Below are 26,351 nucleotides of genomic sequence, written 5' to 3'. Positions count from 1 at the left end.
TTATAAAAAAATGCCCCCTATTACTAGGGAGCATTTTGCATATTAGGTATTATCTTTCTGACCAAGATGGAATTGGGTGTACCAACTCAGCTGATGCCCATTTTGTCGGAGCTACAACTTTGTTTTCACACACACTACCATCATCGTTACATGATACTTGGAAAAGTACCATTGGCTTAGATACGTTTTGACCACCTGCAGCAAATTTTATGTTTCCATAAAAAGTTTGCATATCAGTTGCAGCTAAAGCATCTCTAACTTTTTTAGTATCAAACGATTGTGCTCTTTCGAACGCATCTTTAAAAACTAATAAAGCAGCAGAAGATTCAGCAGCTTGGTAAGGCGGTGCATATCCAAATGCTTTAGTAAAGTCTGCATCATATTTCATACCACCACCAAAGTAGTTGTCTTTGTATGATAGAGATTTATGCCATTGAGAAGCACAAAGTGCGTACTCAGAAGCTTTACCATGTTGCTTAGATAGTTTAGCAGCATCACAGTGAGTCATTGCTAACATTTTCACGTCAACTTTCATCTCTGAAATTTGTCTAACAGCTGTTAAAGCACCTTTTGTATGACCTGAAACCACAAGAACGTCTGGATTAGTAGCTTTTACTTTAGATAAAGTAGCAGCCATATCGTTAAGCTCTTTTGGTAACTTGTCATCTATGATGATTTTAGAACCTGTTCTTTTAGCAGCTTCAACAATACCCAATCTCACATCTTGTGAGAAAGCATCTTGTTCAAATGCCATTGCAATCTTAACTGGCTTTCCACCGTTTTTTTCAACCGCAAGGTCAATTGCTACATCAAGATATAAGTTAGCTGGCGCAAGTACTGCAAATAAATATTTGTAACCTTTAGTGAATAACGATCTAGACGCACCGTTTGCTTCAACCATAGGAACTTCATATTTTTCAGTTACAGGTGCCATAGCTTTTGTAAGTCCTGAGCTATATGGCCCAAGCATAAACTTAACACCATCTTGTTGGATTAATCTTTCTGCAAGTTGTGCTGCTCTTCCTGAGTTTGATTCATCATCGTAATAAATAATGTCAAACTTGTAAGTTTTTCCACCAACTTTAACACCACCCATGCCGTTTATTCTCTCAACTGCTAAGTTATAGCCGTTTTGAGTATGAACACCATTGGATGAATATTTTCCAGTCAATGAAACAGCTGCACCTAAAATAATTTTATCTCCAACTACCTTCGCGAAAGATATAGTTGAAGCTGAAATTAAAAGAGCAATTGCAGAAACTAAAGTAATTAGTATATTTCTGATTTTCATTTTATTTTTTCCTCTATTAGTTTTAAATTTAAAAAACAATTAAACATCTAAATGAATAAAAATACAACTAACGTCATACAGACTTAATTGCCGCAATTTTATTTGTAGGTTTTTAATACTTTTGAATAAATGCAATTGTAATTGCAATTAATATTAATACACACGCAGAAATTGTATTTATAACTTTTGGATTTGCTTTTATCCAAATAATTAATTTTCTAGCAAGTACTGCATAAGCAATTAGAGATAAAAAATCTAAAACTACATATGTTGTGATTAAAATAAAAAATTGAACGATATAATTTGAATTAAAGTCAATAAACTGTGGAAATATTAATGGAAAGAACATCCAAGCCTTAGGACTTGTTCCAGCAACTAAAAAGCCATCTTTAAAGAATGAAAAAAAACTTTTTGATGAAATATTATCTGAGCTTACATCTTTAAATCTTGAATTATAAATATCGTAAGCAAGATAGAGTAAGTATGCAATTCCTATCCACTTAAATATATTTAAAAAATTTGGATTATCGACAAAAAAAGATCCTAAAACAAAAATTACTAAAGTGGCTTGAATAATATTTGCTGTAACATCTCCAAGAGCTGTCCAGATACATTTTTGAACTCCATAATTCATGGAATATGAAATGATTACAATTCTAGGTGTGCCAGGAGTAATAAATAGAAATAAAATTATCTGTAAAAAAAGGAAATAATTTAAAGGGAGCATTTTTGGTTTGAGGATAGTCCAAAAAAACCGGAGCTAAAGATGGCTAAGATGGACTATCTAGGTTTGAAGATACCATGACCCTAAATAAAATGCATTAATCAATTTTTTCAAATATAATGAAAATAGAGGATTTATGAAAAAAAAAGGTCACACCCCTATAACTAGAGTTAAAAACCCAGAACCCCATATTTCAGATCCTGACTGGATCATTTGGGCAGCTTGGGCAGATCGAATCACTTTTGAGGAAATTGAGAAAAAGACTGGAAAAACAGAAGGTGAAGTTATTAAGATTATGAGACGATCTATAAAGCCTGTATCTTTTAGATTGTGGAGAAAAAGAGTTAATCAAAAAAGTATTAAGCACAAAAAAAAATTTGAGTATTCAAGAAAAGAAATTACTAGTAAAATTAAAAAGAATGATTATTTATAATCCATGAAATCAGTAACTATTTATACAGGACCACTTTGTGCTTTTTGTGATGCAGCAAAAAAATTATTAACTAGAAACAACGTTGAATATAAAGAAATCAACATTGCAACAGTTGACGGTGCAATGGATGAAATGATTAAAAAAGCTAACGGAAAAAGAACCATCCCTCAAATCTTTTTTGATGAAAATCATATTGGTGGTTACGATGATGTTAGAGCTCTTGAAAAAGAAAATAAATTACTAGAACTTTTAAAATAAATTAATTTTTAGGCTTAAAGGTTAAACAAACACCGTTATTACAATACCTTTTGCCTGTTGGTTTAGGTCCATCTTCAAAGATATGACCATGATGGCCACCACATTTTTTGCAATGATATTCCACTCTCTCGTACCCTAATAAAGTATCTGTTTTAGTTTCAAAAGCATCAGGTAATGACTGATAAAACGATGGCCATCCTGAACCACTTTCATATTTAGTATTTGAGTCAAATAATTTTTCACCACAATTAGTACAGTGATAACTACCTTCTCTCTTCTCGTGATTTAATTCACTCGTACCAGGTGCTTCCGTTCCATCTTCAAATAAAATTAACTTTTGTTCAGCAGTAAGGTCTTTATTAATTTTTTTTTTCATAAATTTATTCTATTACTCTCAAAGGTTTGCCGGCAACGCATGCCTCTAATCCTTCAATCATCTGTGAATAAAACATGCTATAATTTTCTGCAGTAACATAACCAACATGAGGCATTAATAATGCATTTGGTAAAAATCTTAGTTTATTACCTTCTGGTAAAGGTTCTTTTTCATAAACATCAAGTCCTGCTCCAGCAATAACATTGGTTGATAATGCTATAATTAAATCATCCTCATTAATAATGGATCCTCTAGATGTGTTAATTAAAAAAGCAGTTTTTTTCATTGAGTCTAACTCTTTTAGTTTTATCAACTCTTTATATCTTTCTCCCCCTTGAACATGAATGGATATAAAATCAGAATTTTGTAATATATCTTCTTTACTACATGGAAGAACATCTAACTCCTTGCAGGTATCTAGATTTAAATTTTCACTCCAAGCCATAACTTCCATACCAAAAGCTTTACCAATTTTCGCAACTTGAGATCCAACTCTTCCAAGTCCTACTAACCCTAAAATTTTTCCCTTTAACTCAAATCCAATAGTTGATTGCCAGTAACCTTGGTACATATTATCAATTTCTTCTTTAAAGTTTCTAGCTAATCCTAAGATTAAACCCCAAGTTAATTCTGTTGTACCTGCAAAATCAATGTCGGTTCCACACACTGTAATTTTTCTCTTTTTTGCAGCAGCTAGGTCTATAGCTTTATTTCTTGAGCCACTTGTGATGATATATTTAAGGTCATTTAAATTATCAATTAAATTTTTAGCAATAGGAGTTCGTTCTCTCATTATCAATAATGCTTCAAAGTCTGATAATTGCTCTATGGCGTCTGCTTCATCTTCAAAGGGTTCACTGAATATTTTAAATTCATACTTGCCAGATAATTTTTTTAAATCAACAAATTCGTGCGACACGTTTTGGTAATCATCTAAGATAGCAACTTTAAGCATTTTTAATCTTTCTATTTGATAAAAGAATTCCTGTTAAAATAAATATTGCACCCAACATATGATAAAACATAAATTTTTCATTAAAAATAATCATTGCCATAATTGCACTTAAAATAGGCATCATATGTAAAAAAACACCTGCTCTATTAGCACCAATTAAAGCAACTCCCTTTATCCAAAAAATAAAAGAAGCAAGTCCTGGTAATAAAACTACATAAAACAAAATTATATAAAAGTTTTGATTTAAAACAATTCTATAGCCCATTTGATACTCTATAAAATAAATTGGTATTAGAAAAATAAAGCCGAATGAAATTACTACCTCTAGTAACCCTAGTTGAGATAGTTCATGTTTTTTTTTCTTTAACAACGCAGAATAAGTAGCCCATGACAGCATTCCCAAAACCATTGTAATATCACCTTTGTTAAAATCTAAATTTATTAATATTCCAAGATTTGCTTTAGTTATAATTAAAACAACTCCAATAAAGGAACATGTAACTCCCAATACTTGAAAAGTGTTGGTTTTTTCAATTTTTAAAATTGAAGAAATAAATATAATCATTACAGGTATTGTTGATATCATTAATACTCCACTGATAACTTGAGTAAAATTTAAAGAGTAATACACGATTGAATTAAATATGGTGACACTCGTAATTCCAAGAATTGTATAATATTTATAATTTTCCAAAATATAATTTTTTTTTTTCAATATTTCCTGAATTGTAAATGGTGCTAAGATTAACCATGCAAATAGCCATCTATAAAAGTTTAATGAAAAAGGTGGTATTTGATATTGACTAGCAAATTTTCCAACCAAAAAATTGCCTGACCAAAATAGAGTTGCTAAAAATAAAAAAATGTATGCAACACTATTTTTGTTAACCACCTAACCGAACCTAAGTGAACTATATGGTTTTAAATTTAAGTTTGTATTTTCTTCAGCAATCATTCCTGAGATTATTTTCCCTGATATTGGGCCTAAAGTCCATCCTAAATGGTGATGACCAAAACAGTAAAAAACATTTTTATATTTTTTTGAAGGTCCTATTACAGGCAAATAATCTGGGAGTGTTGGTCTAAATCCTAACCATTCATCTTCATGCTCAGGTAAATCTCCCATCATATATTTTGCATTATTAATTAAGTTTTTAATTCTCGATTTTGATAATGGATTTTCTAATCCACCAAATTCAACAGTGCCCACTACTCTAAGTCCTTGTTCCATTGGAGTAATACCAAAGCCTCTATTTTGAAAAATCACCGGTCTACTTAAAAGATGATCACAATCTTTAAAATGAACATGATAACCTCTTTCAGTATCAAGCGGTATTTTTTCATCTAAATTATCTGTTAATTTTTTTGAAAACGAACCACAAGCGATAACAATCTTGTCAAAAAGAAAACTTTGGGTTTCAGCTTTTATAACTGGTTTTTCATCGTTAAAATTTATGTCTTTAATATTCATCTTTAAAAACTTGCCACCTTTTTTTAAGAAAAGATCATAAAGTTTTAAAAGAATTTTTTTTGGATTTCTAGCGTGTCTACCATGCTGATAATAAACACCTCCATGATAGATGGGTTTTATATTTGGTTCTAAATCGTGGATTTCTTTTGAGGTTACTATTTGTTGATCAACACCCAGTTCATTTCTAACATTAATTTCAAGCTCTCTACTTTTTAAACTTTGATCATTCCAAATATATAAAATACCTTTTTTTTCAACTAATCCTCCAATTTCTATCTCATCAAATAACTCATCATAAGCAGGTAACGCTAAGTCCAAAATTTGATGCATGTTTTTAGCGGTATGCATCATTTTTTTTGTAGAGCAGTTTCTTATAAATTGTAAAAACCAAGGTATCATTTTCGGGACATAGTTCCATTTAAGAGCAAGTGGACCAGTTGAACTTAGAAGCATTGCTGGAACATCCGTTAAAACATCAGGTCTATTTATTGGCACAGATGCATATGGAGAAAAATGACCTGCGTTACCGTAAGATGCAGCCGGGCTACCGGGATCATTTCTATCAAAAATTGTTACATTAAAACCTTTTTTTTGTAAAAACAATGCATTGGAAATACCTTGAATACCAGCACCTACAATTCCTATTTTTAATTTTATGTCCATAATAGTTTATATAATTCTTAAATTTAAATATTCTCGCGACAAATTAGACATGTAAAGCATTAAAATACTTAAGCTATTAACTGCTTATGGTTAATTTTGGCACTCATAACAATTGCAAATCCGATCATTGTTGCTAGCATTGAGGATCCACCGTATGACATAATGGGTAGCGGTGATCCAACTATAGGGAGTAAACCTAAAACCATCGACATATTTACTGTGACATAAAAAAATATTGCAGATCCATAGCCATAGCAAAAAAGTTTAGCAAAATAACTTCTTGAGATTGCACCAATTCTTAAAACTCTATAAATAATAATTATATAAATTAGCAATAAAGCTAGTGATCCTATAAAACCAAATTCCTCAGCAAATAATGTAAAGATAAAATCAGTGTGTTTCTCAGGTAAAAATTCTAAATAGCTTTGGGTACCTTTTAAAAAACCTTTTCCATTTAAACCTCCTGATCCAACAGCTATTTTAGATTGAATAATTTGATATCCTGCTCCCAGGGGGTCACGATCAGGGTTGAGAAATGTTAAGATTCTTAATTTTTGATAGGGTTTTAAGAGAGCAATAGCAAAAGGCATTGAGATCAATAAAGCTATAAAAGAATATATAAAATATTTAACATTTATTCCTGCAAGCCATATAACAACTAAACCGCTTAAAGCGATTAATATTGAGGTACCTAAATCAGGTTGAGTGATAACAAGAATAATTGGTAATATTAAAATCACCATAGCAACAAACATAACCTGAAAGCTATTAACTTTGTTGAGCTGTATTCGGTGATAATATTTTGCAAGACATACTATTATTGCGATCTTCATTAATTCCGAAGGTTGTAAATTAATAAAATATAAATTTATCCATCTTTGGGAGCCAGATGCTTTAATGCCATATAATGAAGCCCAAACTAAAAAAAATAAAACAACAATATAAAATAAATAAGCAAAATGATGCCAGAATTTTATATTCAAAAATGACATAAAAATCATCATAGTAAAAAAGATTAAAAATTTTGACATATGACTCTTACTATGAAATAAAATTTCTCCACCGTCTGTTGAATACATGGACAAAACACTAATTAAACCAAGCAATAAAATGCAAGTTAATAAAACATAATCAAAGTTTTTCAATTTTTGAAAAAAGGTTGGCTGTGTGTTAAACGAATTATATTGCATTTATATCTTTATTGCTTTTTCAATTCTGGTTTGTTCTCTAAATTCGTGCCTATCTACAATTAACTTAAAGAGTTTTTTTGCAATAGGCGCTGCTGTTGAACTACCAGATCCACCATGCTCAACAACGATACTTAATGCGTATCTTGGATTTTTATATGGTCCAAAAGCTATATATAAAGCGTGGTCTCTTTCATTATACGGAATTTCAGATGTGTTTAAGTCAAGCTCTCTTGCTGCTTTAGTTATTCTTCTAACTTGTGATGTTCCTGTTTTTCCAGCAAATTGATATTTTGGATCTTCAATTCTGGATGAATAAGATGTTCCTCTAACTTCATTCGTTGAGGCAAACATTGCTTTTTGAACTAATTCGATATTTTTAGAATTTTTAAATAAACGCCCATATTTTTTTTTGTTTAAAAATCCTAAAAGTTCACTCGCTTCCTGCAATCCATTATTTTTTTCATCCAAATATTTAGCATTTTTATCCATTATAAGCTTGATGTCCTCTACTGTTTTAGGATTTTCTTCCATTATTATTTTAGGGTAAATCTTAAATCCACCGTTTGCAAGCTGGGCTGTCATTTGACATAGTTGGAGTGGTGTTGTCTGAGTATAACCTTGACCAATTCCTGTGATTAATGTTTCACCTATAACCCAACCTTTTCCTAAGTTATTTTTTTTCCATTGAGTGTCAGGAATTAATCCTTTTTTCTCATTACTGAATGTCTCATCTAAAACTTTTTCACCAAGGCCAAATTTTAAAGATGTTTCTTTTAAACGATCCACTCCTAGCTTTCTTGCAATTTCATAAAAATAGGTGTCACATGACTGCTTCATTGCACTTTTTAAATTCACAACACCATGACCTCTTTTTTTCCAGCAATGATAAGTTTGTCCATACATTTCTATTTTTCCCTTACAATTGACTTTAAAATTTTCATCAATAATTCCATTTTCTAGGGCAGATAGAGCTACTATCGGCTTAAATGTAGAACCAGGTGAATATAAGCCTGATAAAGTTTTGTTAACTAATGGTTTTAATGGATTATTAATAATTAACTGCCAATCATCTTGATTGATTCCAAAAAGAAATAGATTGGGATCAAATGAGGGCGAAGATTGCATGGCTACAATTTCACCAGTGTAAATATCCATTATACTTATTGAGCCTGCTATATTCTTTAAAAGCTCATTACATAACTTTTGAATTTCAGTATCTATTGTAAGTTGAATTGTTTTGCCACTTAATCCTTCTGCGTGATCGAGTTGACTAATTCTTTTTCCATATGCATTAACTTCATATCTTTGAATACCATTGGTACCAATTAATTCGTTTTCAAAGGTTTTTTCTAACCCAGTTTTTCCGACCTTAAGACCTGGTACGTGTTTACTTTTTATTATTTCATTATTTAAAATATCTTTCTCGCTAGCCTCACTAACATAACCCAAAACATGAGTGTAGCTTTCATTGAAAGGATAATTGCGAGAAACAGATAAAACCGGTTTTGCCCCTATTAAATCGTGCAAAAAATAATTAACCTTTGTGAACTGTTCCCAAGTCAAATTTTTAGAAATAATTATAGTTTCCCAAGACTTTTGCTTGTTTTTTTGTCTTATTATTTTTTCAAATTCACCATTACTAAGATTTAGAATTTCTTTTAGTCTTACCATTAAATATTTAAAATCTTCTACTTCTTCAGGAATTACATGTAATTGATATATCTTTAAATTACCGGCAATAATATTTCCAAAATAATCTAAAAATTCACCTCTTATTGGAGGTAATCTCCATTCACGAAGTCGATTTTTATCAGATAAAGTTAAATATCTTTTATTATCAGTAATTTGTAAGGAAAATAGTCGCGCTATTATTCCTGTGAATACAATAAACTTTGCTGCACCAATAATAAACATTCTTCTATTAATGGTTTGGTTTTTTTTAACTCCAAAATTTTCACCCAACATTGTTATTGCCTACAAAGTAATTTTCAAAAAAATCAAATAAATTTGAAAATAAAAAATACAACAAGAATGTGAATATAATATTTATCATTTGATCAAAGTAATTTAATTCATGATTAAAAATAAAATTTAAGGATATAAAAAATAGTGAATTTATAATTAAAATTGTTATAAGAAAAAAAATACAATCTTTAATCAAGCTTGGTCTGAGAGTAATATTTCTAAGATATGCAGCAGCTCCACAAAGTATTAAATACAATAAACTACTTAATCCAATTGGAGTACCAATAACAACATCATTAAACAAGCCTGCTATAAAAATATAAATATACCCTAAGCTTTCACTTTTTTTTAAGCTGTAATAAAAAATCAAAATGTAAGAAAAATTAAATGAAAAATATTTCACATCTAAATAATTAAAATCACTATTATTTAAAACAGATACAAAAAGTAAAATTAACGGTATTTGTGATAATATTTTTCTAATAAAAGTTTTATTTCTTAACCCTATCATTTAGCCTCATTTTTTTTGAATGAAACAATTTTTACAAACTTTAATTGAGAAAAATCTGAAAAAAATTCAATTTTTTTTTCTTCACTTAAATAATTACTACTAATTATACCTATTGGTATTCCTGCCTTAAATAGGTTGGCTGTTCCTGAGGTATAAATAATAGACTCATTTTTAATATTTTCATATTTTTTACTGTATTGAATAACTCCATAATCCTTACCTGTACCAGACAATATTGAAAACACTTCATTTGGTTCTACGATAACTGGTATCTTACTGTTCAAATCAGAAAGTAATAATACTCTTGATGATAAATAATTAACCTCAACAACTTTTCCAACAAGATATGCCCCATCCATAGTAATCATACCAAGGTTAATATTGTGCTTGCTGCCTTTGTTAATAATGATTGATTTTAAAAATGGACTACCTTTATCACTTAAAACTTTGGCAAATACAGTGTCTGATTCAACTAAATAATCATCAAATATTTTTTTTAACCTTTGATTTTCTAAAATAATAAAATAATTTAATAAATCTTTAGCCTTTAAACTTTCTAATTCAGATTTGTTTTTTTCATTCTCATTATAAAGATTGTTATGTTTTTGAATTACAAGATAGCTATCTTTTATAAAGTTTTCTGGTACAGAAACTATAAAAGATGATCTGTAGGCTATTTCCTTAATGACTATTTTTACATAGTTTATAGCTTTAAAATTTAAACTACTTAAAATTAATAAGATTATAGAAAAAAATATTAAACTCAGCAGTGAAAATCTTTGCTGCGTTCCTTTTTTTAAAAAAGCAGATCTTATTGCTATTACAAAATCATCTCTGCTTGTTTCCATTTATCTTTAATACTCAGATAGCATAGTAGAAAAAGTCTCTTCTTGATCTAAAGCTTTTCCAGTACCGATTGCAACACATGCTAAAGGGTCATCAGCAACATGCACTGGTAGTCCTGTTTCTTTAGAAAACCTTTTATCAATATTTTTAAGCAATGCCCCACCACCTGTTAGCGTCAATCCCATATCAACTAAATCAGCAGATAATTCAGGCGGTGTATTTTCTAGTGCATCTTTTATGCCATTTACCATTTCTTTTAGAATATCATTTAAAGCTTCTGCTGTATCTTCTTCAGTAATGTTCACCTCTTTGGGTGTTCCTGACCTTAGATCTCTACCTTTTACAGCGTAAGTATTATTATTTGATGGAATAGCAGTACCTATTTCTTTTTTAATTTTTTCAGCAGTACTATCACCAATCATAAGATTATATTCTTTTCTCATGTAGTTAACTAGTGCTGTGTCCATTGCGTCTCCTGCAACTCTTAATGATCTTGAGTAAACAAGGCCACCTAATGACATAACTGCTATCTCCGTTGTACCTCCACCAATATCAACAACCATTGATCCTGTTGCTTCTGAAATTGGAAGACCTGCTCCAATCGCTGCTGCAATTGGTTCTTCAATTAATTGAACTCTTCTAGCTCCAGCTGCTAGTGCGCTGTCTTGAATAGCTTTTCTTTCAACTGGTGTTGATCCAGTTGGAACACAAATTAAAATTCTAGGGTTTGCAAAAGTTTTATTTTTGTGAACTTTTTTAATAAAGTGTTTAATCATTTCTTCAGTCACAATAAAATCTGCAATCACCCCATCTCTTAAAGGTCTAATGGCACTAATATTTCCAGGAGTTCTTCCAAGCATTGTTTTTGCTTCATCCCCAACGGCTAAAACAGTTTTTTTCCCCATGTTCTCAGCTATAGCAACGACAGATGGTTCATTTAAAACTACACCTTGACCCTTTAAAACGACAAGTGTGTTAGCAGTTCCAAGATCAATCGCCATATCCTGACTCCAAATACTAGTTAAATTTTTAAACCAATTAGCCATCTTATATTCCCTTCACTTTCTGAGTTTCGTGCTCTATTGGAGCAGTTTTTTTTCTTTTAATTATCATTTTATTTAAGGCACTTAAATAAGCATTAGCTGACGCTACTAATGTATCTGTGTCTGCAGCTTGTCCTACTGTTGTTTTTCCTTCTTCTTCAATTCTAACACTTACGGTTGCTTGGGCATCAGTTCCTTCTGTAACTGCATGAACTTGATATAACTGTAATTTTACATCATGTGGGTACAAAACTTTTATGCATTTGAAAATTGCATCTACAGGACCATCACCTGTTTCTGAGGTTGATTTAACTTCGCCATAAACATCCAGAGTCATTTCTGCTTTTTGTGGTTCACCCGTTCCTGCAAAGACTTTTAAAGATTTTAAATTAATCACATACTTATCCAAAACCATACTGTCATCAACTAAAGCTGCAATATCATCATCATAAACATGTTTTTTTTTATCAGCTAAAATTTTAAATTTTCCAAAAGCAGTTTGAATTACATCATCGGTTACATCTCCATAACCAAGGTCGTTTAATTTTTCTTTAAATGCGTGCCTTCCAGAATGTTTTCCCATTACCAATGATGTTTTTTTAACACCAACGCTCTCTGGTGTCATAATCTCATATGTTTCTCTATTTTTAAGCATTCCATCTTGATGAATACCCGCTTCATGAGCAAAAGCATTCTTTCCAACAATAGCTTTATTAAATTGTACTGGGAAAGTTGCGTTAGAGACAACTTTAGAAGCTTTGCTTAATAATTCAGTTTTGATACCTGTTGTATAAGGCATTAAATCATTTCTTGTTCTTATAGCCATTACAATTTCCTCAAGTGCTGCATTACCTGCTCTTTCACCTATTCCATTAATTGTACATTCAACTTGTCTGGCACCCGCAGAAACACCCGCTAAAGAATTTGCAACAGCTAATCCTAAATCATTATGGCAATGAACTGACAAAATAGCTTTATCAATATTTGGAACTTTATTTTTTAATGTTGTAATTATTTTTGTAAATTCTGAAGGAGTTGTATACCCAACAGTATCTGGAATATTTATTGTTTTTGCACCACAGCTAATTGCAAGCTCAACAGACTTACACATATAATCCATATCAGTTCTTGTTCCATCTTCACAAGACCATTCAACATCATCTGTAAAGTTTCTCGCATAAGTAACACTCTCTTTTACCGCATCCAAAACCTGTTCTGGTGATTTATTTAGCTTATGCTTCATATGTAATGGGCTTGTTGAAATAAAAGTATGGATTCTAAATCTTGGAGCAGCTTTTAATGCTTCATGACATGCGTCTATGTCTTTTTTACTAGCTCTTGACAATCCACAAGGAATTGAGTTTTTTAAAATTTTACTTATTGCTGTTACGGCTTCAAAGTCACCTGGTGATGCAATAGGAAAGCCAGCTTCAATAATATCAATTCCTAATTCATCAAAAATTCTTGCAATTTGAATTTTTTCCTCAAGACTCATTGATGCACCTGGTGATTGTTCACCATCACGCATTGTAGTATCGAATATATATACTTTATTTTTGTTGCTCATAGCCAGTAATTTTAGAAAAACTATAATACAATCTATAATAGAGATTGCAAAATAATTGTTATGTTTTGGCTATAATTTTAGGTCGATTTGGGTTTTTAGTAAAAATTAACTCTTATCACTATCTATTAATTTCTTCTTACCAATCCAAGGCATCATTGCTCTAAGCTCTGCACCCACTTTCTCAATTGGATGATCTGCAAGATCTTTTCTCATTTTCAAAAAGTTTTTTTGCCCACCTTCGCATTCTTTCATCCAGTCTTTAGTAAATTTACCAGATTGAATATCGGCTAGAACTTCTTTCATTCTTTTTTTGCTTTCGCTATCTACAATTTTTTTACCCGATACATATTCACCATATTCTGCTGTATTTGAGATAGAGTAATTCATATTAGCGATTCCACCTTCATAAATTAAATCTACTATTAATTTTACCTCATGTAGACATTCAAAGTATGCCATTTCAGGTTCGTATCCAGCTTCAGTTAAAGTTTCAAAACCATTTTTAATTAACTCAACTAATCCACCACAAAGTACAGATTGCTCTCCAAATAAATCAGTTTCACATTCATCTTTGAAAGTTGTTTCAATAATACCTGATTTTCCACCTCCAATTGCTGAAGCATAGGATAATGCAAGATCTCTTGCTTTACCTGTTCCATCTTGATGAACGGCAAATAAACATGGCACTCCACCACCTCTTTCAAATTCACTTCTAACTAAATGCCCTGGTCCTTTTGGTGCAACCATAAACACATCTAAATCTTTTCTTGCATCAATAAGCTTGTAATGAATATTTAATCCATGGGCAAAAGCTAAACTTGTTCCTTCTTTAATTCTTTGCTCAATATGATTTTTATAAATTGCTGCTTGTAATTCGTCTGGTGTAAGTATCATTGCAACTTCTGCCCACTCAGCTGCATCAGATAAGTTCATTACCTTTAATCCTTTAGATTCTGCTTTTGCTTTACTTGCTGAACCATCTCTAAGAGCGACTACAACTTCTTTAGCTCCACTATCTTTTAGGTTTAATGCGTGTGCATGTCCTTGACTTCCATAACCAAAAATTGCTATTTTTTTACTCTTAATTAAATCTACATCTGCATCTTTTTCATAAAACATTTTCATTTTTTTCTCCTTTATAATTAATTAAAAATCTCTGCGCCTCTTGTCATTGCTACCGCTCCGGTTCTTGAGACACTAACAAGACCAAATGGTTTTAAATTTTTTGTCACCTTATCTATCTCTCTTCTTAATGCCGTTATTTGAATTACAGCAGATTTATTTGTTAGATCTAATATAACTGGATTGTATTTTTTACAAGCATTTAAAGCTTTCTTAATTTTGTTAGTATTTGCAACAATTTTTAATAATGCCATCTCTTTAAATATAACGTTTTTATCCTCTCTTTTAAAATTTCCAACTTTGTGAACTGGAACTAACTTTTTTAATTGTAATACAATTTGCTCTATAACCTGAGGTGTTCCAGTAGTTACAATTGTAATTCTTGAAAGATTTTTTTTCATCCACTTCTGCAACAGCTAACGATTCAATATTGTAGCCTCTACCTGAAAATAATCCAACTACTCTTGATAATACACTCGCTTCATTATCAACCCAAACAACAATTATATGAGTATCAATTTTACCTAATTTACTAGGTGTGCTGTATGCTGATTTAGATTTTGCCATTTAAACTAAAGCTTTCCCTTTTCCTGTAATTTTATTTTCTTCTTGATCCTTGGGACCTAATAACATTTGATTATGAGGTTTTCCTGAGGGTATCATTGGAAAACAGTTTTCATCTTGATCAACATGACAATCAAAAATTACAGGTCCATCAGTATTAATCATTTCTTTAATTTTTTCATCCAATTCATCAGGATCTTCTGCTCTAATTCCTACACACCCGTAAGCTTCAGCTAATTTGACAAAATCTGGTAATGCTTTTGAATAACTTTCAGAATAGTTTTTTTCATGAAGGAGCTCTTGCCACTGTCTAACCATACCCATATATTGATTATTTAAGATAAATATCTTTACTGGTAAATTATATTGAACTGCCGTTGACATCTCCTGTATGTTCATTAAAATTGAGGCTTCACCTGCGATATCAACCACTAATTTCTTTGGGTGAGCCACTTGAACACCTACTGCGGCAGGCAATCCATACCCCATTGTTCCAAGTCCACCTGATGTCATCCATCTATTGGGTTTATTAAATTTATAATGCTGTGCCGCCCACATTTGATGCTGACCAACCTCTGTAGTTATATAGGTATCTTGATTTTTTGTTAATTCATAAAGTCTTTGTACTGCGTGTTGTGGCTTGATAATTTTATCACTGTTAACAAAGTTTAAAGATTCTTTTGTTCGCCATTTTTGAATTTGTTGCCACCATTTTGAAATTTTTTGTTTATTAGATTTTTCTAGATTTAAATTTTTCTTTTTTAAAGTTTTTGTTGTAGATTTAATGACATCACCAACATCACCTACAATAGATAAATCAACTTTTACAATTTTATTTATTGATGATGGATCAATATCAATATGAACTTTTTTAGATTTCGGTGAAAACTCATCTATCTTTCCTGTGATACGGTCATCAAATCTTGCTCCTATATTAATTAATAAGTCACAATCATGCATTGCATTATTGGCTTCATAAGTTCCATGCATTCCAAGCATTCCTAAAAATTGATTATCATCTCCTGGGTAAGCACCTAGGCCTTGAAGAGTTGAGGTGATTGGAAATCCAGTTATAGAAACAAGTTCTCTCAATAGTTCACTTGCTTTTGGACCTGAATTAATTACACCCCCACCAGTATAAAAAACTGGTTTTGAAGCTTTTTTCATTAAATCAACTAATTGATCAATATCACTTTGCTTAAATGCATTAATAGATTTTTCTTTTAATTTTATTTTTTTTTTAGGTTTAAAATATTTTGCTTTTGCAAACTGAATATCTTTTGGAATGTCAACTAATACAGGTCCCGGTCTTCCAGTAGTTGCAACTTCAAATGCCTCATGCATTATTCTTGGAAGATCATTAATATCTTTAACTAACCAATTATGTTTTGTGCATGGTCTAGTAATTCCTGTGGTATCACACTCTTGGAAGGCATCAGTTCCAATTAAATGAGTTGGGACCTGACCTGAAATACAAACCAAAGGAACTGAATCCATGAAAGCATCAGTTAGTGCAGTCACAACATTGGTAGCACCAGGTCCTGATGTAACCAATACAACACCAGGCTTTCCAGTTGATCTTGCATAACCTTCAGCTGCATGCCCAGCACCTTGCTCGTGTCTAACTAAAATATGTTTTATTGATGGATGATTTTTTAACTCATCATAAATTGGGAGTACTGCTCCACCTGGATAACCAAAAATATGTTCTACTTTTTGATCTTCAAGACATTTAAATACAATTTCAGCTCCTGAAAATAATTTTGGCATTCAGGCAATCTATCGGACTTTATGTTAATTGGTCAAGTTTAAGAGATGATTTTTTTAATTTTCTTATATAACCAGCAATCTTAATTGGATTAATTTTTTCCCAAGATGTCATCTTGCTTCTTGCCCATGTTGCTTGTCTTTTGGCGTATTGTCTTGTTTTAATTGAAATTAATTCCTGTGCTTGATCTAAATTAATTTTTTTACCTAAGTGCTGTGTCAATTCGTCAATGCCTATTACCCTATTTACACTTAGATCTTTTTTAATTTTCAATTTTATAAAATTTTTTACCTCTTTTACAGCTCCTTCGTTCATCATCTTAATTGATCTTAGTGATATTCTTTTGATTAGGTCTTCTCTTTTAAAATCAATATATAATTTTAAAAATTCATCCTGTTTGAACTCAGATTTTGTTCTATTCATCCATTCATACATAGAAATTTTTGTAAATGATTTAATCTCAAAGGCTCTAATTGTTCTTTGAGTATCATTTGGATCAAATTTATCTTTAGACATTGGATCAATTTTTAAAAGTTTCTTATAAAATTTTTCCTGTCCCACTTTTTTTTGGGTTAATCTAACTCGGTTTCTAAATTTGATAGGTATTTTAGGAATCTTAACTAGACCATCAATTAAAGATTGAAAATATAGCCCTGTACCACCAACTAGAATGGGGATTTTTTTTCTTTGTTTAATTTCTTTAATCTTCTCAATGGTTATGTTCAACCATTGACCTGTAGAAAATTTTTTATTCAAATCTACAAAACCATACATGTGATGTTTAATTTTTTTTTGCTCTTCTTTATTTGGTCTAGCAGTAAGAATTTTTAATTTTTTATAAACCTGCATGCTATCTGCATTAATTATTTCACCATTAATTTTTTTAGCAATTTTTACAGCAAAATTTGATTTACCTGATGCGGTAGGACCTGAAATTAAAATAATCTTGGACTGTTTGTCCATTATCAATCTAACTTAACACCAATATATCTTCTTTGGTTTTGATTGTTGTAAATTACAATTAAAATTGTTTTTTGATTAGATTTTAAAGCCTTATCAACTATATCTTCAAGATTTTTTATGGATCTAATTTTTTTCTTTTGAGCTTCAACTATTACATCACCTATGTTTAGATAGTTAACTGGACTATTTTTGCCAATATTAGTTATAACTAGTCCTGTTGTTTGATTGGGAAGTTTTCTTTGTTCGATATCTTTTTGATTTAACAGTCTTGCTATAATTTTTAAAGATTTAATTTCTGAAATCTCAGGTGTTTCTGTTTCAGTTTCTTTTTTTTCTTCTTTGAAATCGCTTGAAGTTTCTAACCTTCCTAACTTAATCTTTTTAGTAATTTCTTTTTTATTTCTCCATACTTTAACATCCACTGTTTTTCCTACTTCTGTTTGTGCTACAATTATTGGTAGTTCCTTCATTTCATTAATCTTAGTTCCATTAAATTCTAATATGATATCTCCTGCTTTAATCCCGGCTTTATCTGATGGACTTTTTCCAGCAACACTTGCAACTAATGCACCACGTGGTTCGTCTAATTTTTCAACTTCTGCAATTTCTTCAGTTACTACTTGAATTCGAACACCCAACCATCCTCTTTTAGTTTCACCAAATTCTATTAACTGACTAACAACTTTTTTTGCACTATTGGATGGTATTGAAAAACCTATACCAATTGAACCACCTTTGCCTAAAATAGCTGTATTAATTCCTATTACATCTCCATTCATGTCAAATAATGGTCCTCCAGAATTTCCCGAGTTAATTGATGCATCTGTTTGAATATAGTCTTCATACCTTGAAAGTCCTATTGATCTATTTCTTGCTGAAATTATTCCTGAAGTAACCGTACCACCTAATCCAAATGGATTTCCAATTGCTATTACCCAATCACCAATTCTTGCTTTATCTGAGTCGCCGAATTTAACTGGAATAAACTTTTCTTTTGAATCTATTTGAAGAACAGCAATATCAGACAAAGGATCTGCTCCAATAATTGTTGCCTTATATTCTTTGTCTCCACCAACTCTTACTACTATATCCTCTGAATCTTGAATGACGTGGTTGTTGGTAATTACAATTCCTTTTTCATCAATAATAAATCCTGACCCTAATGCTGAAGATTTTCTTTTTTGTGGTGTACCAAATTCCTTAAACATATCTTCAAAAGGAGAGCCTGGCGGAAATTGAAATCCTGGAAAAGGATTGGTATTTGTTGTTACTGTTGTTGTTGTTGAGATATTTACAACTGATGGCATTAATCTTTCTGCTAAATCTGCAAATGATGCAGGTGCATCTTGAGCAGATACTTTCATTACAAAAGTTAACGTAAAAAATACTATTATTAATTTTTTAATTCTGTTCATTTTAATTTTTAATATACCAAATAATTACAAATCCAATTACTGCAAAAATTAATCCACCACTTCTTAGTTGACTATTATTTACCTCGTTTAATTTCAACAACATACTTTTCATTTTTGATGGAAATAAGGCATATAAAATTCCTTCTATAAAAAGAAAAAGACCAAAAGCTATAATTAGCTCCTTCATATATTTGATTTATTTTTTAGGCTTAATGTTTCCAAAGAATTTAAAGAACTCGCTATCAGGAGATAAGATTACAGAAGTGTCTCCACCTATTAAAGCAGTTTCGTAAGCTTGCATTGCTCTATAGAAAGCAAAGAATTCTGGGTCTCTACCGAATGCATCAGCAAAAATTGCATTTCTCTCACCATCACCTTGACCTTTCATAATTTCAGAATCTTTGTTTGCATTAGCCAACAATACTGAAACATCTTTGTCAGCTGTAGATGTAATAGTTACAGCCATTTCAGCACCTCTTGCTCTAAATTCTTTAGCTTCTTTTTCTCTTTCAGTTTGCATTCTTCTAAAGATCGCTTCACTGTTTGCTTCAGGTAAATCTGCTCTTTTAATTCTTACATCAACAATTTTAATTCCAAAATTTTTAGCTTCAACATTTACGCCTTCTTGAATTAAGGACATTTGTTTACTTCTATCTTTTGATAACAATGTTTGTAATTCTTGTTGTCCTAGAACATTTCTAAGTCTTGAGTTAATAATTGTTGCTAATCTTGATCTTGCAACCCTTTCGTTTCCAACTGAAATATAAAATTTTAATGGGTCTACAATTTGAAACCTTGCAAAAGCATCAACAATCAATCTTTTTTGGTCTGATGCAATTACTTCTATTGGTGGTGTATCTAAATTTAAAATTCTACTATCTAAAAAAACCACGTTTTGAATAAAAGGCATTTTAAAGTTCAGGCCAGGCTCTAGTATAATCTTTTTAGGATCACCAAACTGAAGCACAATTGCTTGATTAACTTCTTTAACTATAAAAATGGAGAAGAAAGCTAATGCTGCTATTATAATAGTTATTGGAAGTAAAATTTTTTTCATTAGTTCTTCACTTTCTTTTTTCCTAGTTCAGGAAGTGGCAAGTAAGGAACAACGCCTGACCCCGCACCTTTTTCAATAATCACTTTATCTATATCTGCCAATACTTTTTCCATAGTTTCTAAATACATTCTCTCTTGAGTAACTTCTTTAGCTTTAAAATATTCATTATAAATCGAGATAAATCTACTAGCTTCACCTTCAGCTGACGCAACAACTTTTTGCTTATAAGCTTCGGCTGCTTGCATAATTCTTGCAGCTTCCCCTCTTGCTCTTGGGATTACATCGTTCGCATAAGCTTCAGCTTCATTTTTAGATCTTTCCATATCAGCTCTTGCAGCTTGAACATCTCTAAATGCGTCAATTACTTGATCAGGTGGATCTGCTTTTTGAGTTTGAACTTGTGTAACCTGAATTCCACTATTGTATTCATCTAAAATTGCTTGGATTATTTCCTGTGTTTCAATCTCAATTGAAGCTCTACCTTCAGTTAAAATTGGTTGAATATTACTTTTTGCAATCACTTCTCTCATTGCAGTCTCTGCTGCAGCTTTTACTGTTCCTTCTGGATCTTGTATTTCGAATAAAAATTTACCAGCATCTTTGATTACCCAAAATACTGAAAAATCTATATTAACAATATTTTCATCACCAGTTAGCATTAAACTTTCTTGGGGGACGTCAGCAACTCCACCACCTTGAGAAAATCCACTATCTCTCTCAGATCTAAATCCTATATCAATTCTATTTACTTTTGTAACTTTTGGTGTCTGAACTGTCTCTATCGGAAGTGGAATATGATAATGTAATCCTGGTTGAGTAGTTTTTACAAACTTACCAAATCTTAGCACAACACCTTGTTCATCGGGTCCCACTCTATATAGCCCACTTGCTAACCATACAAATGCTATAATAATTAAAATTAAACCAATTGGTTTTCCTCCTGATGAACTTCCACCAGGTAAAAATTTATTTATTTTACTTTGAATATCTCTAATTAATGCATCAATGTCTGGTGGCGTGGGTCCTTTTCCTGAACCATTTCCTCCTCCTGGGGGTGTTCCCCATGGACTTCCGCCTCTACCTTGAAAATCATCTGACATATGACAAAGTATATAATGTCTTTATTATAAAAAACAAGTAATGATAAAAATATGACTGATAAAAAGCCAGAACTAAGTGACGCAATGAAAAGAAAATTAGAGCCTAAAAAGTTCACAAAGAACCCAATTTTAGGAACAAAATTTACTATAGCTGTATCAAGTGCAAAAGGTGGTGTTGGAAAATCTACTTTTGCAACAAACCTTGCTTTAGCATTAAAGCAAATTGGCTGCAAAGTTGGTTTACTTGATGCCGATATCTACGGCCCATCAATTCCAAAAATGTTTGATATTAATGAAAAGCCAAAAAGCGATGGTCAAACTTTAACTCCAATTACAAAATATGATATTCAATGTATGTCCATCGGCTTTCTTGCTGATCAACAAACTCCCATGATTTGGCGTGGACCTATGGTTACCAGTGCAATCAAAACTTTTACTCAAAAAGTAGGTTGGAAAGATTTAGATTTTATAATTGTTGATATGCCTCCAGGAACTGGTGACACTCAGTTAACTTTTTCACAAGAGATTAAAATGGATGGAGCAATTATAGTTTCTACCCCTCAAGAAGTTGCTCTTCTAGATGTTAAAAGAGGAATTAAAATGTTTGATAAACTTGGAGTTAAGATTTTAGGTCTAGTTGATAATATGAGTTACTTCACAGGTGATGACGGTAAAAAATATAAAATATTTGGTGAGGGTGGTGTTAAAAGAACTGCAGAGGAATTTGGGAAAGAATTTCTAGGTGAAATTCCATTAAATCCTGAAGTTGGAAAATGTGGTGATGAAGGGAAACCAATTGTAGAAGCTAACCCAGATCATGAAATTTCTAAAATATATTTAGACTTTGCTAAAAAGATTAAATCAACTTATCTTTAAGGTCAAAAGCAGACATTAATTCGTTCCATTCTCTTTTGGATAAACCAGAGCTATCAGGATTGACATCTTCGCCTTTAATAAGTTTTTGAATTATAGATTTTCCTTTTGCAGAAACTTCTGTACCACCAACTCTATAATCCATAAATGCATCATAAGTTATTGGAACCCATTTTTTAACAGTATCTAGCATAATGTCTGCATACACTCTTATTTCGTATTGAGCATGACTATCAGCTCTAAGTCTTAAAAAATTCATCAAGTTTAATAAATCAGTTTTCCAGTACCATTGTGTATAAGTATTTAAAGTTAAATTCATTCTTGCAAGTTCTCTTGCTAAACCTTTTTTATTTTCATCAATAGTTGATCCATCAAATCTCTCATTCAACATCATCTCATAATTGTCATAAGTTCTATCAGCATCGTTTTTTAAAAGTTCTAAAACTTCTTTTGCTTGTTCGCCTTCAATAACATCACCTCTACCCTGTCTGTTGCTTGAAGACTGTGCTGCTAAATTTTCTGCAGATGGTAAATAAAATTCTTTATCTAATATAGAGTACCGTGCTGAGTATTCATTTACATTTGCTGTTCTATGTCTAATCCATTGACGAGCAATAAAAATTGGAAGTTTAACGTGATATTTAATCTCACACATTTCAAATGGAGTGCTATGCCAATGTCTCATTAAATATTTAATTAAACCTGCGTCTGTTGAAACTTTCTTAGTTCCTTTTCCATAAGAAACTCTAGCTGATTGAACAATTGATGTATCATCACCCATATAATCAACAACTCTCACGAAACCATGATCCAATGCTGGCATTGCCTCATACAAAATATTTTCTAGCGCTGGAGCTGTAACTCTTTTTGTTTGATTTTGTTGACCCTGTTGGTCTTTGATCTCTTGTGATTGTTCTTTAGTTAATTTCATGATTTTTATTGAATCTCTTTCAAATGCTTTTATAGTAATAGTGTTGGCTTGCCAACTACGACGATAAACGAATTTCGTAATAACCATTACGGACGTGGGGGCAGTACCCACCACCTCCACCATTACAACTTATGGGGGTGAAATAGGATCGACGGGTGACTAAAGGCTATTCTTTCGTTCGGGATTGTTCCACCGCAACGGGCTAAACTTTAAATGCTAACGAAAGTTACGCTATTGCTGCATAATTAACTTAGGTTAATTGTAGAAGCACGGTCTGGGGCACCGGGTAACAGAACGCCCCTACACAATCTTCTACTTCTCTTTATTTATAATACTGATTAATGTTTGGATTGTTTTTGAGCTTACTCTCAGCGTAATTTTAAACTAATTATTCTTTGAAACTGTAAATTTAACCTTCTTATTACTATTATCTTTACCTACTCCTGTTACACCACCATTACCATCCCACTTGAGTGTACCTTCAGCTCCCATATTATTTGTACATGTAATCTGCCATACACCTTTTCCACCTTTTTGTAGTGAATAAGTTCCATTACATGTTCCGTCATTGTTTGGTAAAGGTAAAATCAATGTTCCATCATAATTTCTTTCATCAAATATAACTTTTCCAGCTATTAAATCATCATAACCTTCCCAGCTTAATGCAATAGATCTTTCACCTTTAAGTTCATATTTTTTTTCACTTGGTTTATTTTTGGTAATTTGGTTATTAAAATTTTTCAAGATTCTTTTTTTACTTGATTCAAATATTTCTTTTGTAATTAATCCTGACTTGTACGCCTCTCCAAGCTTCTTTAATTTATCTAAATCTTCTAAATTTCCGTAAGCATTCCCACTCAACAACAAACCCAGAACTATGATCCCTAAAAATCTTTTCATGATTAAAGGCTATCACATTTGTTGATGGTTATTCTACTCAGAAATGTTGATGGTTTGTTATCAGTTTCTTCATTAAAATTGCTTTGCATTAACGCCAAGTCTATTTTAATAACACAGCAAGCATAAGGATATTTCTGATGATAAATTTGATGAGGTTTTAAAATATATTGAATTTCTTAAAGAAGATCCAAACTAGTTTTTTTAGAAATTGTTTCTAAAAGTTGATCAACATCACTCTCTTTAGTATTCCAAGCAGCAACAAGCCTTACTGCTTTACCATCTAACTCTTCTTGATTCATTTTATAACCTTCTGAATTTAGATGCTCGATGATAGGTTTTGGAAATTTAGCAAATACTTCATTGGCTTCTGTTGGGTAAGCTAATTCAATATTTGATTTTGAATTTAATCCTTCACTTAATTTTTTGCCCATCTTATTTGCGTGTTTCGCATTCCTTAGCCACACATCATTTGAAACATAGGCCTCTAGTTGAGCTGATACAAAACGCATTTTTGAAAGTAGATGCCCTGATCTTTTCATTAAGAAAGGAAGATTACCTACTAATTCTGGTTTAAAAAATATAATTGCTTCTGCTGCAATACATCCATTTTTAGTTGCACCAAAAGACAAAACATCTACTCCTGACTTCCATGTCATTTCAGCAGGAGTTACGTCAAGTGACACTAAAGCGTTAGCGAACCTTGCCCCATCCATATGCATTTTTAAATTATATTTATGAGCAGTTTCAGATATAGCTGCAATTTCATCTAGCTGATAAACTTCGCCTGTTTCACATAATTGAGTAATACTTACTACAGAAGGCTGTGTATGGTGTACGATACCAACTCCTCCAATATTTTCAGATAACTCTTCTGGTGTAAATTTTCCATTAATTCCATTTAAAGGTACAAGTTTTGCACCACCTGTATAAAATTCAGGGGCCCCACATTCATCTGTATTGATATGCGAATGTTTGTGACAATAAATACTTCCAAAAACTGGTGTCATTGCTGATAAAGCTAAAGCATTAGCAGCTGTACCTGACGCAGTTGGATAAACAATCACATCTTTTTCAAAAATTTCAGAAAACTTATTTTGTAAGTTCGTTGACCAATCATCATTAGCATAAGGAGCGCTATCTCCATCATTTGCTTTTATGATTGCATCTAAAACTTCAGGACATGCACCCGCTACGTTGTCGGAGGCAAATTTAACTCGCTCTCTTTTAATTTTAATTTTAGATGGCATAAATATTATTGTTTTGGAAAGTAATCTTTTAACTCCCCTTCTCTATAAACATCTGCTGTACAACAATGTAATCCTCCACCAAATGCATAAGCGTCCCTCATATCAACTGGAATAACTTCCATTCCTAATTTATCTAATTGTTCAGCTTGATAAACTTCACTTTTTTCAACACATACTGTCTTTGGGTCTAATACCAAAACATTCATAGATAACCAGGTGGATGAATAACATAACGGTGGCGGCTCATTATGCGCTGGTTGAGCTGAATCTATGATCTCCCATCCATTATTTTCAAAAAGTTTTCTTTGTTCTTTTGGAAGCTTTCTTTGAGGATTATTAATAATTAAACCTTCTTTAATTGGAGTAAATGTTGCATCTATATGAATTGGGTAAGGATCGCCTGGAAAATTTACTGCATGAACTCTATGGTCTTTATAGTGTCTTCTCAACCAGTCTATTCCTTTAAGGTTTGTTGTAAAACCATGTTGAACTACTAAATCTTTACCAAACCTTAAAACATCAGCAGCATCAAATAAGGGTTCCTCTTCTGTTGTGACAAAAAATTTATCTTCAGTCCATTCTAATCTTTTTTGAATACCAATTTTATCTGATAAATAATCTTTTCTATAATCTGCATCAGTTAACCTTGGTTTTGGAGCAGCTTCATGTCTCATATTAGGATCTTCATCATAATATTTTTTTAATAAAGGTCTGTAACAAAGGTACTCGAACCATCTACATCTATAACTCATCGTTGCTTCTAAAATTTCACTTCCAACAGTTAATAAAACATCTCTAGGTGGCATACAGCCAAACATTGTATCTGCCTCCCAATCTGGTGTTGATATTTTTTTACTAAAATCTAGTGGATCTGGTCTATCTACTTTGATGCCTCTTTTAATTAACATATTTGAAAAATCATCTAACAACTGATTTGCTTTATCAACTGTATCTTTTGTTCTTGGTCCAAACTGACCACGCATGTCAGAATCTTCTGGTACCTTGGCATCTAAAGCTGGTTCTGGAGCTGGTATGCACGTGCCATCTGCCTTACCAACAATTACATGTTTTAAAGGATCCCATTCATTCCAGCTATTAACTACAGTTTTTTCGCTCAT

At 31.7% G+C, this 26,351-nt stretch carries 26 protein-coding genes, 1 other RNA gene and 1 pseudogene; 4 read left to right on the top strand and 24 right to left on the bottom strand.

The window, feature by feature from the left end; translation table 11 throughout:
* Positions 1–49: 49 nt before the first annotated feature.
* Positions 50–1,291, bottom strand: coding sequence for an amino acid ABC transporter substrate-binding protein (locus tag AC5YF9_RS01435; RefSeq protein WP_415277947.1), 1,242 nt, complete (start codon positions 1,289–1,291; stop codon positions 50–52).
* 112 nt (positions 1,292–1,403) lie between these two features.
* Entirely contained in the window at positions 1,404–2,018 is a 615-nt protein-coding gene (locus AC5YF9_RS01430) for a LysE family translocator (RefSeq protein ID WP_415304279.1), read from the bottom strand.
* Between the two features lie 133 nt (positions 2,019–2,151).
* On the opposite strand from AC5YF9_RS01430, the gene AC5YF9_RS01425 reads away from it, so the two are divergent.
* Positions 2,152–2,448, top strand: a complete 297-nt coding sequence (locus AC5YF9_RS01425) for a TIGR03643 family protein (RefSeq protein ID WP_168607274.1) — start codon at positions 2,152–2,154, stop codon at positions 2,446–2,448.
* Positions 2,449–2,451: 3 nt separating this feature from the next.
* Complete coding sequence (grxC, locus tag AC5YF9_RS01420) at positions 2,452–2,706, top strand: glutaredoxin 3 (protein ID WP_415277949.1); 255 nt, start codon at positions 2,452–2,454, stop codon at positions 2,704–2,706.
* A gap of 1 nt (position 2,707) precedes the next feature.
* On the opposite strand, the gene msrB is transcribed toward grxC, so the two are convergent.
* The 18 genes and pseudogenes from msrB to hflK all read right to left on the bottom strand — a co-directional run bounded on the left by msrB (position 2,708) and on the right by hflK (position 21,282).
* Positions 2,708–3,082, bottom strand: a complete 375-nt coding sequence (msrB, locus tag AC5YF9_RS01415; RefSeq protein WP_496169914.1) for a peptide-methionine (R)-S-oxide reductase MsrB — start codon at positions 3,080–3,082, stop codon at positions 2,708–2,710.
* Positions 3,083–3,086: 4 nt separating this feature from the next.
* Entirely contained in the window at positions 3,087–4,037 is a 951-nt protein-coding gene (locus AC5YF9_RS01410; protein ID WP_415304278.1) for a D-2-hydroxyacid dehydrogenase family protein, read from the bottom strand.
* The gene (locus AC5YF9_RS01405) at positions 4,030–4,929 is read right to left on the bottom strand and encodes a DMT family transporter (protein ID WP_415304277.1); all 900 of its coding nucleotides are present in this window, start codon (positions 4,927–4,929) and stop codon (positions 4,030–4,032) included. The genes AC5YF9_RS01410 and AC5YF9_RS01405 overlap by 8 nt, the downstream gene beginning before the upstream one ends.
* Positions 4,930–6,171: an NAD(P)/FAD-dependent oxidoreductase gene (locus AC5YF9_RS01400; RefSeq protein WP_415304276.1), complete on the bottom strand. Its 1,242-nt coding sequence runs from the start codon at positions 6,169–6,171 to the stop codon at positions 4,930–4,932.
* 68 nt (positions 6,172–6,239) lie between these two features.
* Positions 6,240–7,361 (bottom strand): rod shape-determining protein RodA, encoded by a 1,122-nt coding sequence (rodA, locus tag AC5YF9_RS01395; RefSeq protein WP_415304275.1) that lies wholly within the window; start codon positions 7,359–7,361, stop codon positions 6,240–6,242.
* Complete coding sequence (gene mrdA, locus AC5YF9_RS01390; protein ID WP_415304274.1) at positions 7,362–9,326, bottom strand: penicillin-binding protein 2; 1,965 nt, start codon at positions 9,324–9,326, stop codon at positions 7,362–7,364.
* Positions 9,316–9,837, bottom strand: a complete 522-nt coding sequence (gene mreD, locus AC5YF9_RS01385; protein WP_415304273.1) for a rod shape-determining protein MreD — start codon at positions 9,835–9,837, stop codon at positions 9,316–9,318. The genes mrdA and mreD overlap by 11 nt, the downstream gene beginning before the upstream one ends.
* Positions 9,834–10,685, bottom strand: a complete 852-nt coding sequence (gene mreC, locus AC5YF9_RS01380; RefSeq protein ID WP_415304272.1) for a rod shape-determining protein MreC — start codon at positions 10,683–10,685, stop codon at positions 9,834–9,836. Before mreC ends, mreD begins: the two co-directional genes overlap by 4 nt.
* A 6-nt stretch (positions 10,686–10,691) precedes the next feature.
* Positions 10,692–11,729: a rod shape-determining protein gene (locus AC5YF9_RS01375; RefSeq protein ID WP_415304271.1), complete on the bottom strand. Its 1,038-nt coding sequence runs from the start codon at positions 11,727–11,729 to the stop codon at positions 10,692–10,694.
* Between the two features lies 1 nt (position 11,730).
* A complete protein-coding gene (locus AC5YF9_RS01370; RefSeq protein ID WP_415304270.1) occupies positions 11,731–13,293 on the bottom strand; it encodes a 2-isopropylmalate synthase in 1,563 nt (520 codons plus the stop codon).
* Between the two features lie 105 nt (positions 13,294–13,398).
* Positions 13,399–14,418 (bottom strand): ketol-acid reductoisomerase, encoded by a 1,020-nt coding sequence (ilvC, locus tag AC5YF9_RS01365; protein ID WP_415304269.1) that lies wholly within the window; start codon positions 14,416–14,418, stop codon positions 13,399–13,401.
* A 17-nt stretch (positions 14,419–14,435) separates the two neighbouring features.
* Positions 14,436–14,982 (bottom strand): annotated as a pseudogene (gene ilvN / locus AC5YF9_RS01360) (acetolactate synthase small subunit).
* A complete protein-coding gene (locus tag AC5YF9_RS01355; protein ID WP_415304268.1) occupies positions 14,983–16,749 on the bottom strand; it encodes an acetolactate synthase 3 large subunit in 1,767 nt (588 codons plus the stop codon).
* Positions 16,750–16,768: 19 nt separating this feature from the next.
* A complete protein-coding gene (miaA, locus tag AC5YF9_RS01350) occupies positions 16,769–17,710 on the bottom strand; it encodes a tRNA (adenosine(37)-N6)-dimethylallyltransferase MiaA (RefSeq protein ID WP_415304267.1) in 942 nt (313 codons plus the stop codon).
* Positions 17,711–17,712: 2 nt separating this feature from the next.
* On the bottom strand, positions 17,713–19,125 hold the full coding sequence (locus AC5YF9_RS01345; RefSeq protein ID WP_415304266.1) for a Do family serine endopeptidase: 1,413 nt from the start codon (positions 19,123–19,125) through the stop codon (positions 17,713–17,715).
* 1 nt (position 19,126) lies between these two features.
* Positions 19,127–19,312: a DUF2065 domain-containing protein gene (locus AC5YF9_RS01340; RefSeq protein ID WP_415304265.1), complete on the bottom strand. Its 186-nt coding sequence runs from the start codon at positions 19,310–19,312 to the stop codon at positions 19,127–19,129.
* Between the two features lie 9 nt (positions 19,313–19,321).
* Positions 19,322–20,182, bottom strand: a complete 861-nt coding sequence (hflC, locus tag AC5YF9_RS01335; protein WP_415304264.1) for a protease modulator HflC — start codon at positions 20,180–20,182, stop codon at positions 19,322–19,324.
* On the bottom strand, positions 20,182–21,282 hold the full coding sequence (gene hflK, locus AC5YF9_RS01330; protein WP_496169913.1) for an FtsH protease activity modulator HflK: 1,101 nt from the start codon (positions 21,280–21,282) through the stop codon (positions 20,182–20,184). Before hflK ends, hflC begins: the two co-directional genes overlap by 1 nt.
* Positions 21,283–21,333: 51 nt before the next feature.
* Here hflK and AC5YF9_RS01325 point away from each other — a divergent pair, with 51 nt between their 5' ends.
* Positions 21,334–22,158 carry an Mrp/NBP35 family ATP-binding protein gene (locus AC5YF9_RS01325; protein WP_415304262.1) on the top strand — a complete coding sequence of 275 codons (825 nt, stop codon included), beginning with the start codon at positions 21,334–21,336 and terminating at the stop codon, positions 22,156–22,158.
* Here the strand turns inward: AC5YF9_RS01325 and thyX are convergent.
* Positions 22,139–23,086, bottom strand: coding sequence for an FAD-dependent thymidylate synthase (gene thyX, locus AC5YF9_RS01320; RefSeq protein WP_415304261.1), 948 nt, complete (start codon positions 23,084–23,086; stop codon positions 22,139–22,141). The two genes, AC5YF9_RS01325 and thyX, sit on opposite strands and share 20 nt — an antisense overlap.
* Positions 23,087–23,090: 4 nt before the next feature.
* On the opposite strand from thyX, the gene ssrA reads away from it, so the two are divergent.
* Positions 23,091–23,391, top strand: a transfer-messenger RNA (tmRNA) gene (ssrA, locus tag AC5YF9_RS01315).
* Positions 23,392–23,470: 79 nt separating this feature from the next.
* Here ssrA and AC5YF9_RS01310 read toward each other — a convergent pair.
* From AC5YF9_RS01310 to AC5YF9_RS01300, 3 genes are all read right to left on the bottom strand, one after another.
* Complete coding sequence (locus tag AC5YF9_RS01310; protein ID WP_415304260.1) at positions 23,471–23,986, bottom strand: SHOCT domain-containing protein; 516 nt, start codon at positions 23,984–23,986, stop codon at positions 23,471–23,473.
* Between the two features lie 176 nt (positions 23,987–24,162).
* Entirely contained in the window at positions 24,163–25,233 is a 1,071-nt protein-coding gene (locus tag AC5YF9_RS01305) for a threonine aldolase family protein (protein ID WP_415304259.1), read from the bottom strand.
* Between the two features lie 5 nt (positions 25,234–25,238).
* Entirely contained in the window at positions 25,239–26,351 is a 1,113-nt protein-coding gene (locus AC5YF9_RS01300) for a serine/threonine protein kinase (protein WP_415304258.1), read from the bottom strand.

Source organism: Candidatus Pelagibacter sp. uisw_098, from assembly GCF_059512505.1.
This window is presented reverse-complemented; position numbering and strand designations above follow the sequence as displayed.

Excerpts from the sequence above, each read along its gene's own strand:
- AC5YF9_RS01305 (WP_415304259.1), bottom strand. The coding sequence starts at position 25,233 with ATGCCATCTAAAATTAAAATTAAAAGAGAGCGAGTTAAATTTGCCTCC.
- AC5YF9_RS01410 (WP_415304278.1), bottom strand. The coding sequence starts at position 4,037 with ATGCTTAAAGTTGCTATCTTAGATGATTACCAAAACGTGTCGCACGAA.
- mreC (WP_415304272.1), bottom strand. The coding sequence starts at position 10,685 with ATGGAAACAAGCAGAGATGATTTTGTAATAGCAATAAGATCTGCTTTT.
- AC5YF9_RS01425 (WP_168607274.1), top strand. The coding sequence starts at position 2,152 with ATGAAAAAAAAAGGTCACACCCCTATAACTAGAGTTAAAAACCCAGAA.
- AC5YF9_RS01325 (WP_415304262.1), top strand. The coding sequence starts at position 21,334 with ATGACTGATAAAAAGCCAGAACTAAGTGACGCAATGAAAAGAAAATTA.
- AC5YF9_RS01355 (WP_415304268.1), bottom strand. The coding sequence starts at position 16,749 with ATGCCAAAATTATTTTCAGGAGCTGAAATTGTATTTAAATGTCTTGAA.
- AC5YF9_RS01370 (WP_415304270.1), bottom strand. The coding sequence starts at position 13,293 with ATGAGCAACAAAAATAAAGTATATATATTCGATACTACAATGCGTGAT.
- mreD (WP_415304273.1), bottom strand. The coding sequence starts at position 9,837 with ATGATAGGGTTAAGAAATAAAACTTTTATTAGAAAAATATTATCACAA.
- hflC (WP_415304264.1), bottom strand. The coding sequence starts at position 20,182 with ATGAAAAAAATTTTACTTCCAATAACTATTATAATAGCAGCATTAGCT.
- AC5YF9_RS01430 (WP_415304279.1), bottom strand. The coding sequence starts at position 2,018 with ATGCTCCCTTTAAATTATTTCCTTTTTTTACAGATAATTTTATTTCTA.
- AC5YF9_RS01345 (WP_415304266.1), bottom strand. The coding sequence starts at position 19,125 with ATGAACAGAATTAAAAAATTAATAATAGTATTTTTTACGTTAACTTTT.
- thyX (WP_415304261.1), bottom strand. The coding sequence starts at position 23,086 with ATGAAATTAACTAAAGAACAATCACAAGAGATCAAAGACCAACAGGGT.
- msrB (WP_496169914.1), bottom strand. The coding sequence starts at position 3,082 with ATGAAAAAAAAAATTAATAAAGACCTTACTGCTGAACAAAAGTTAATT.
- AC5YF9_RS01340 (WP_415304265.1), bottom strand. The coding sequence starts at position 19,312 with ATGAAGGAGCTAATTATAGCTTTTGGTCTTTTTCTTTTTATAGAAGGA.
- AC5YF9_RS01400 (WP_415304276.1), bottom strand. The coding sequence starts at position 6,171 with ATGGACATAAAATTAAAAATAGGAATTGTAGGTGCTGGTATTCAAGGT.
- hflK (WP_496169913.1), bottom strand. The coding sequence starts at position 21,282 with ATGTCAGATGATTTTCAAGGTAGAGGCGGAAGTCCATGGGGAACACCC.
- ilvC (WP_415304269.1), bottom strand. The coding sequence starts at position 14,418 with ATGAAAATGTTTTATGAAAAAGATGCAGATGTAGATTTAATTAAGAGT.
- AC5YF9_RS01310 (WP_415304260.1), bottom strand. The coding sequence starts at position 23,986 with ATGAAAAGATTTTTAGGGATCATAGTTCTGGGTTTGTTGTTGAGTGGG.
- AC5YF9_RS01375 (WP_415304271.1), bottom strand. The coding sequence starts at position 11,729 with ATGGCTAATTGGTTTAAAAATTTAACTAGTATTTGGAGTCAGGATATG.
- AC5YF9_RS01435 (WP_415277947.1), bottom strand. The coding sequence starts at position 1,291 with ATGAAAATCAGAAATATACTAATTACTTTAGTTTCTGCAATTGCTCTT.
- rodA (WP_415304275.1), bottom strand. The coding sequence starts at position 7,361 with ATGCAATATAATTCGTTTAACACACAGCCAACCTTTTTTCAAAAATTG.
- miaA (WP_415304267.1), bottom strand. The coding sequence starts at position 17,710 with ATGGACAAACAGTCCAAGATTATTTTAATTTCAGGTCCTACCGCATCA.
- AC5YF9_RS01300 (WP_415304258.1), bottom strand. The coding sequence starts at position 26,351 with ATGAGCGAAAAAACTGTAGTTAATAGCTGGAATGAATGGGATCCTTTA.
- mrdA (WP_415304274.1), bottom strand. The coding sequence starts at position 9,326 with ATGTTGGGTGAAAATTTTGGAGTTAAAAAAAACCAAACCATTAATAGA.
- grxC (WP_415277949.1), top strand. The coding sequence starts at position 2,452 with ATGAAATCAGTAACTATTTATACAGGACCACTTTGTGCTTTTTGTGAT.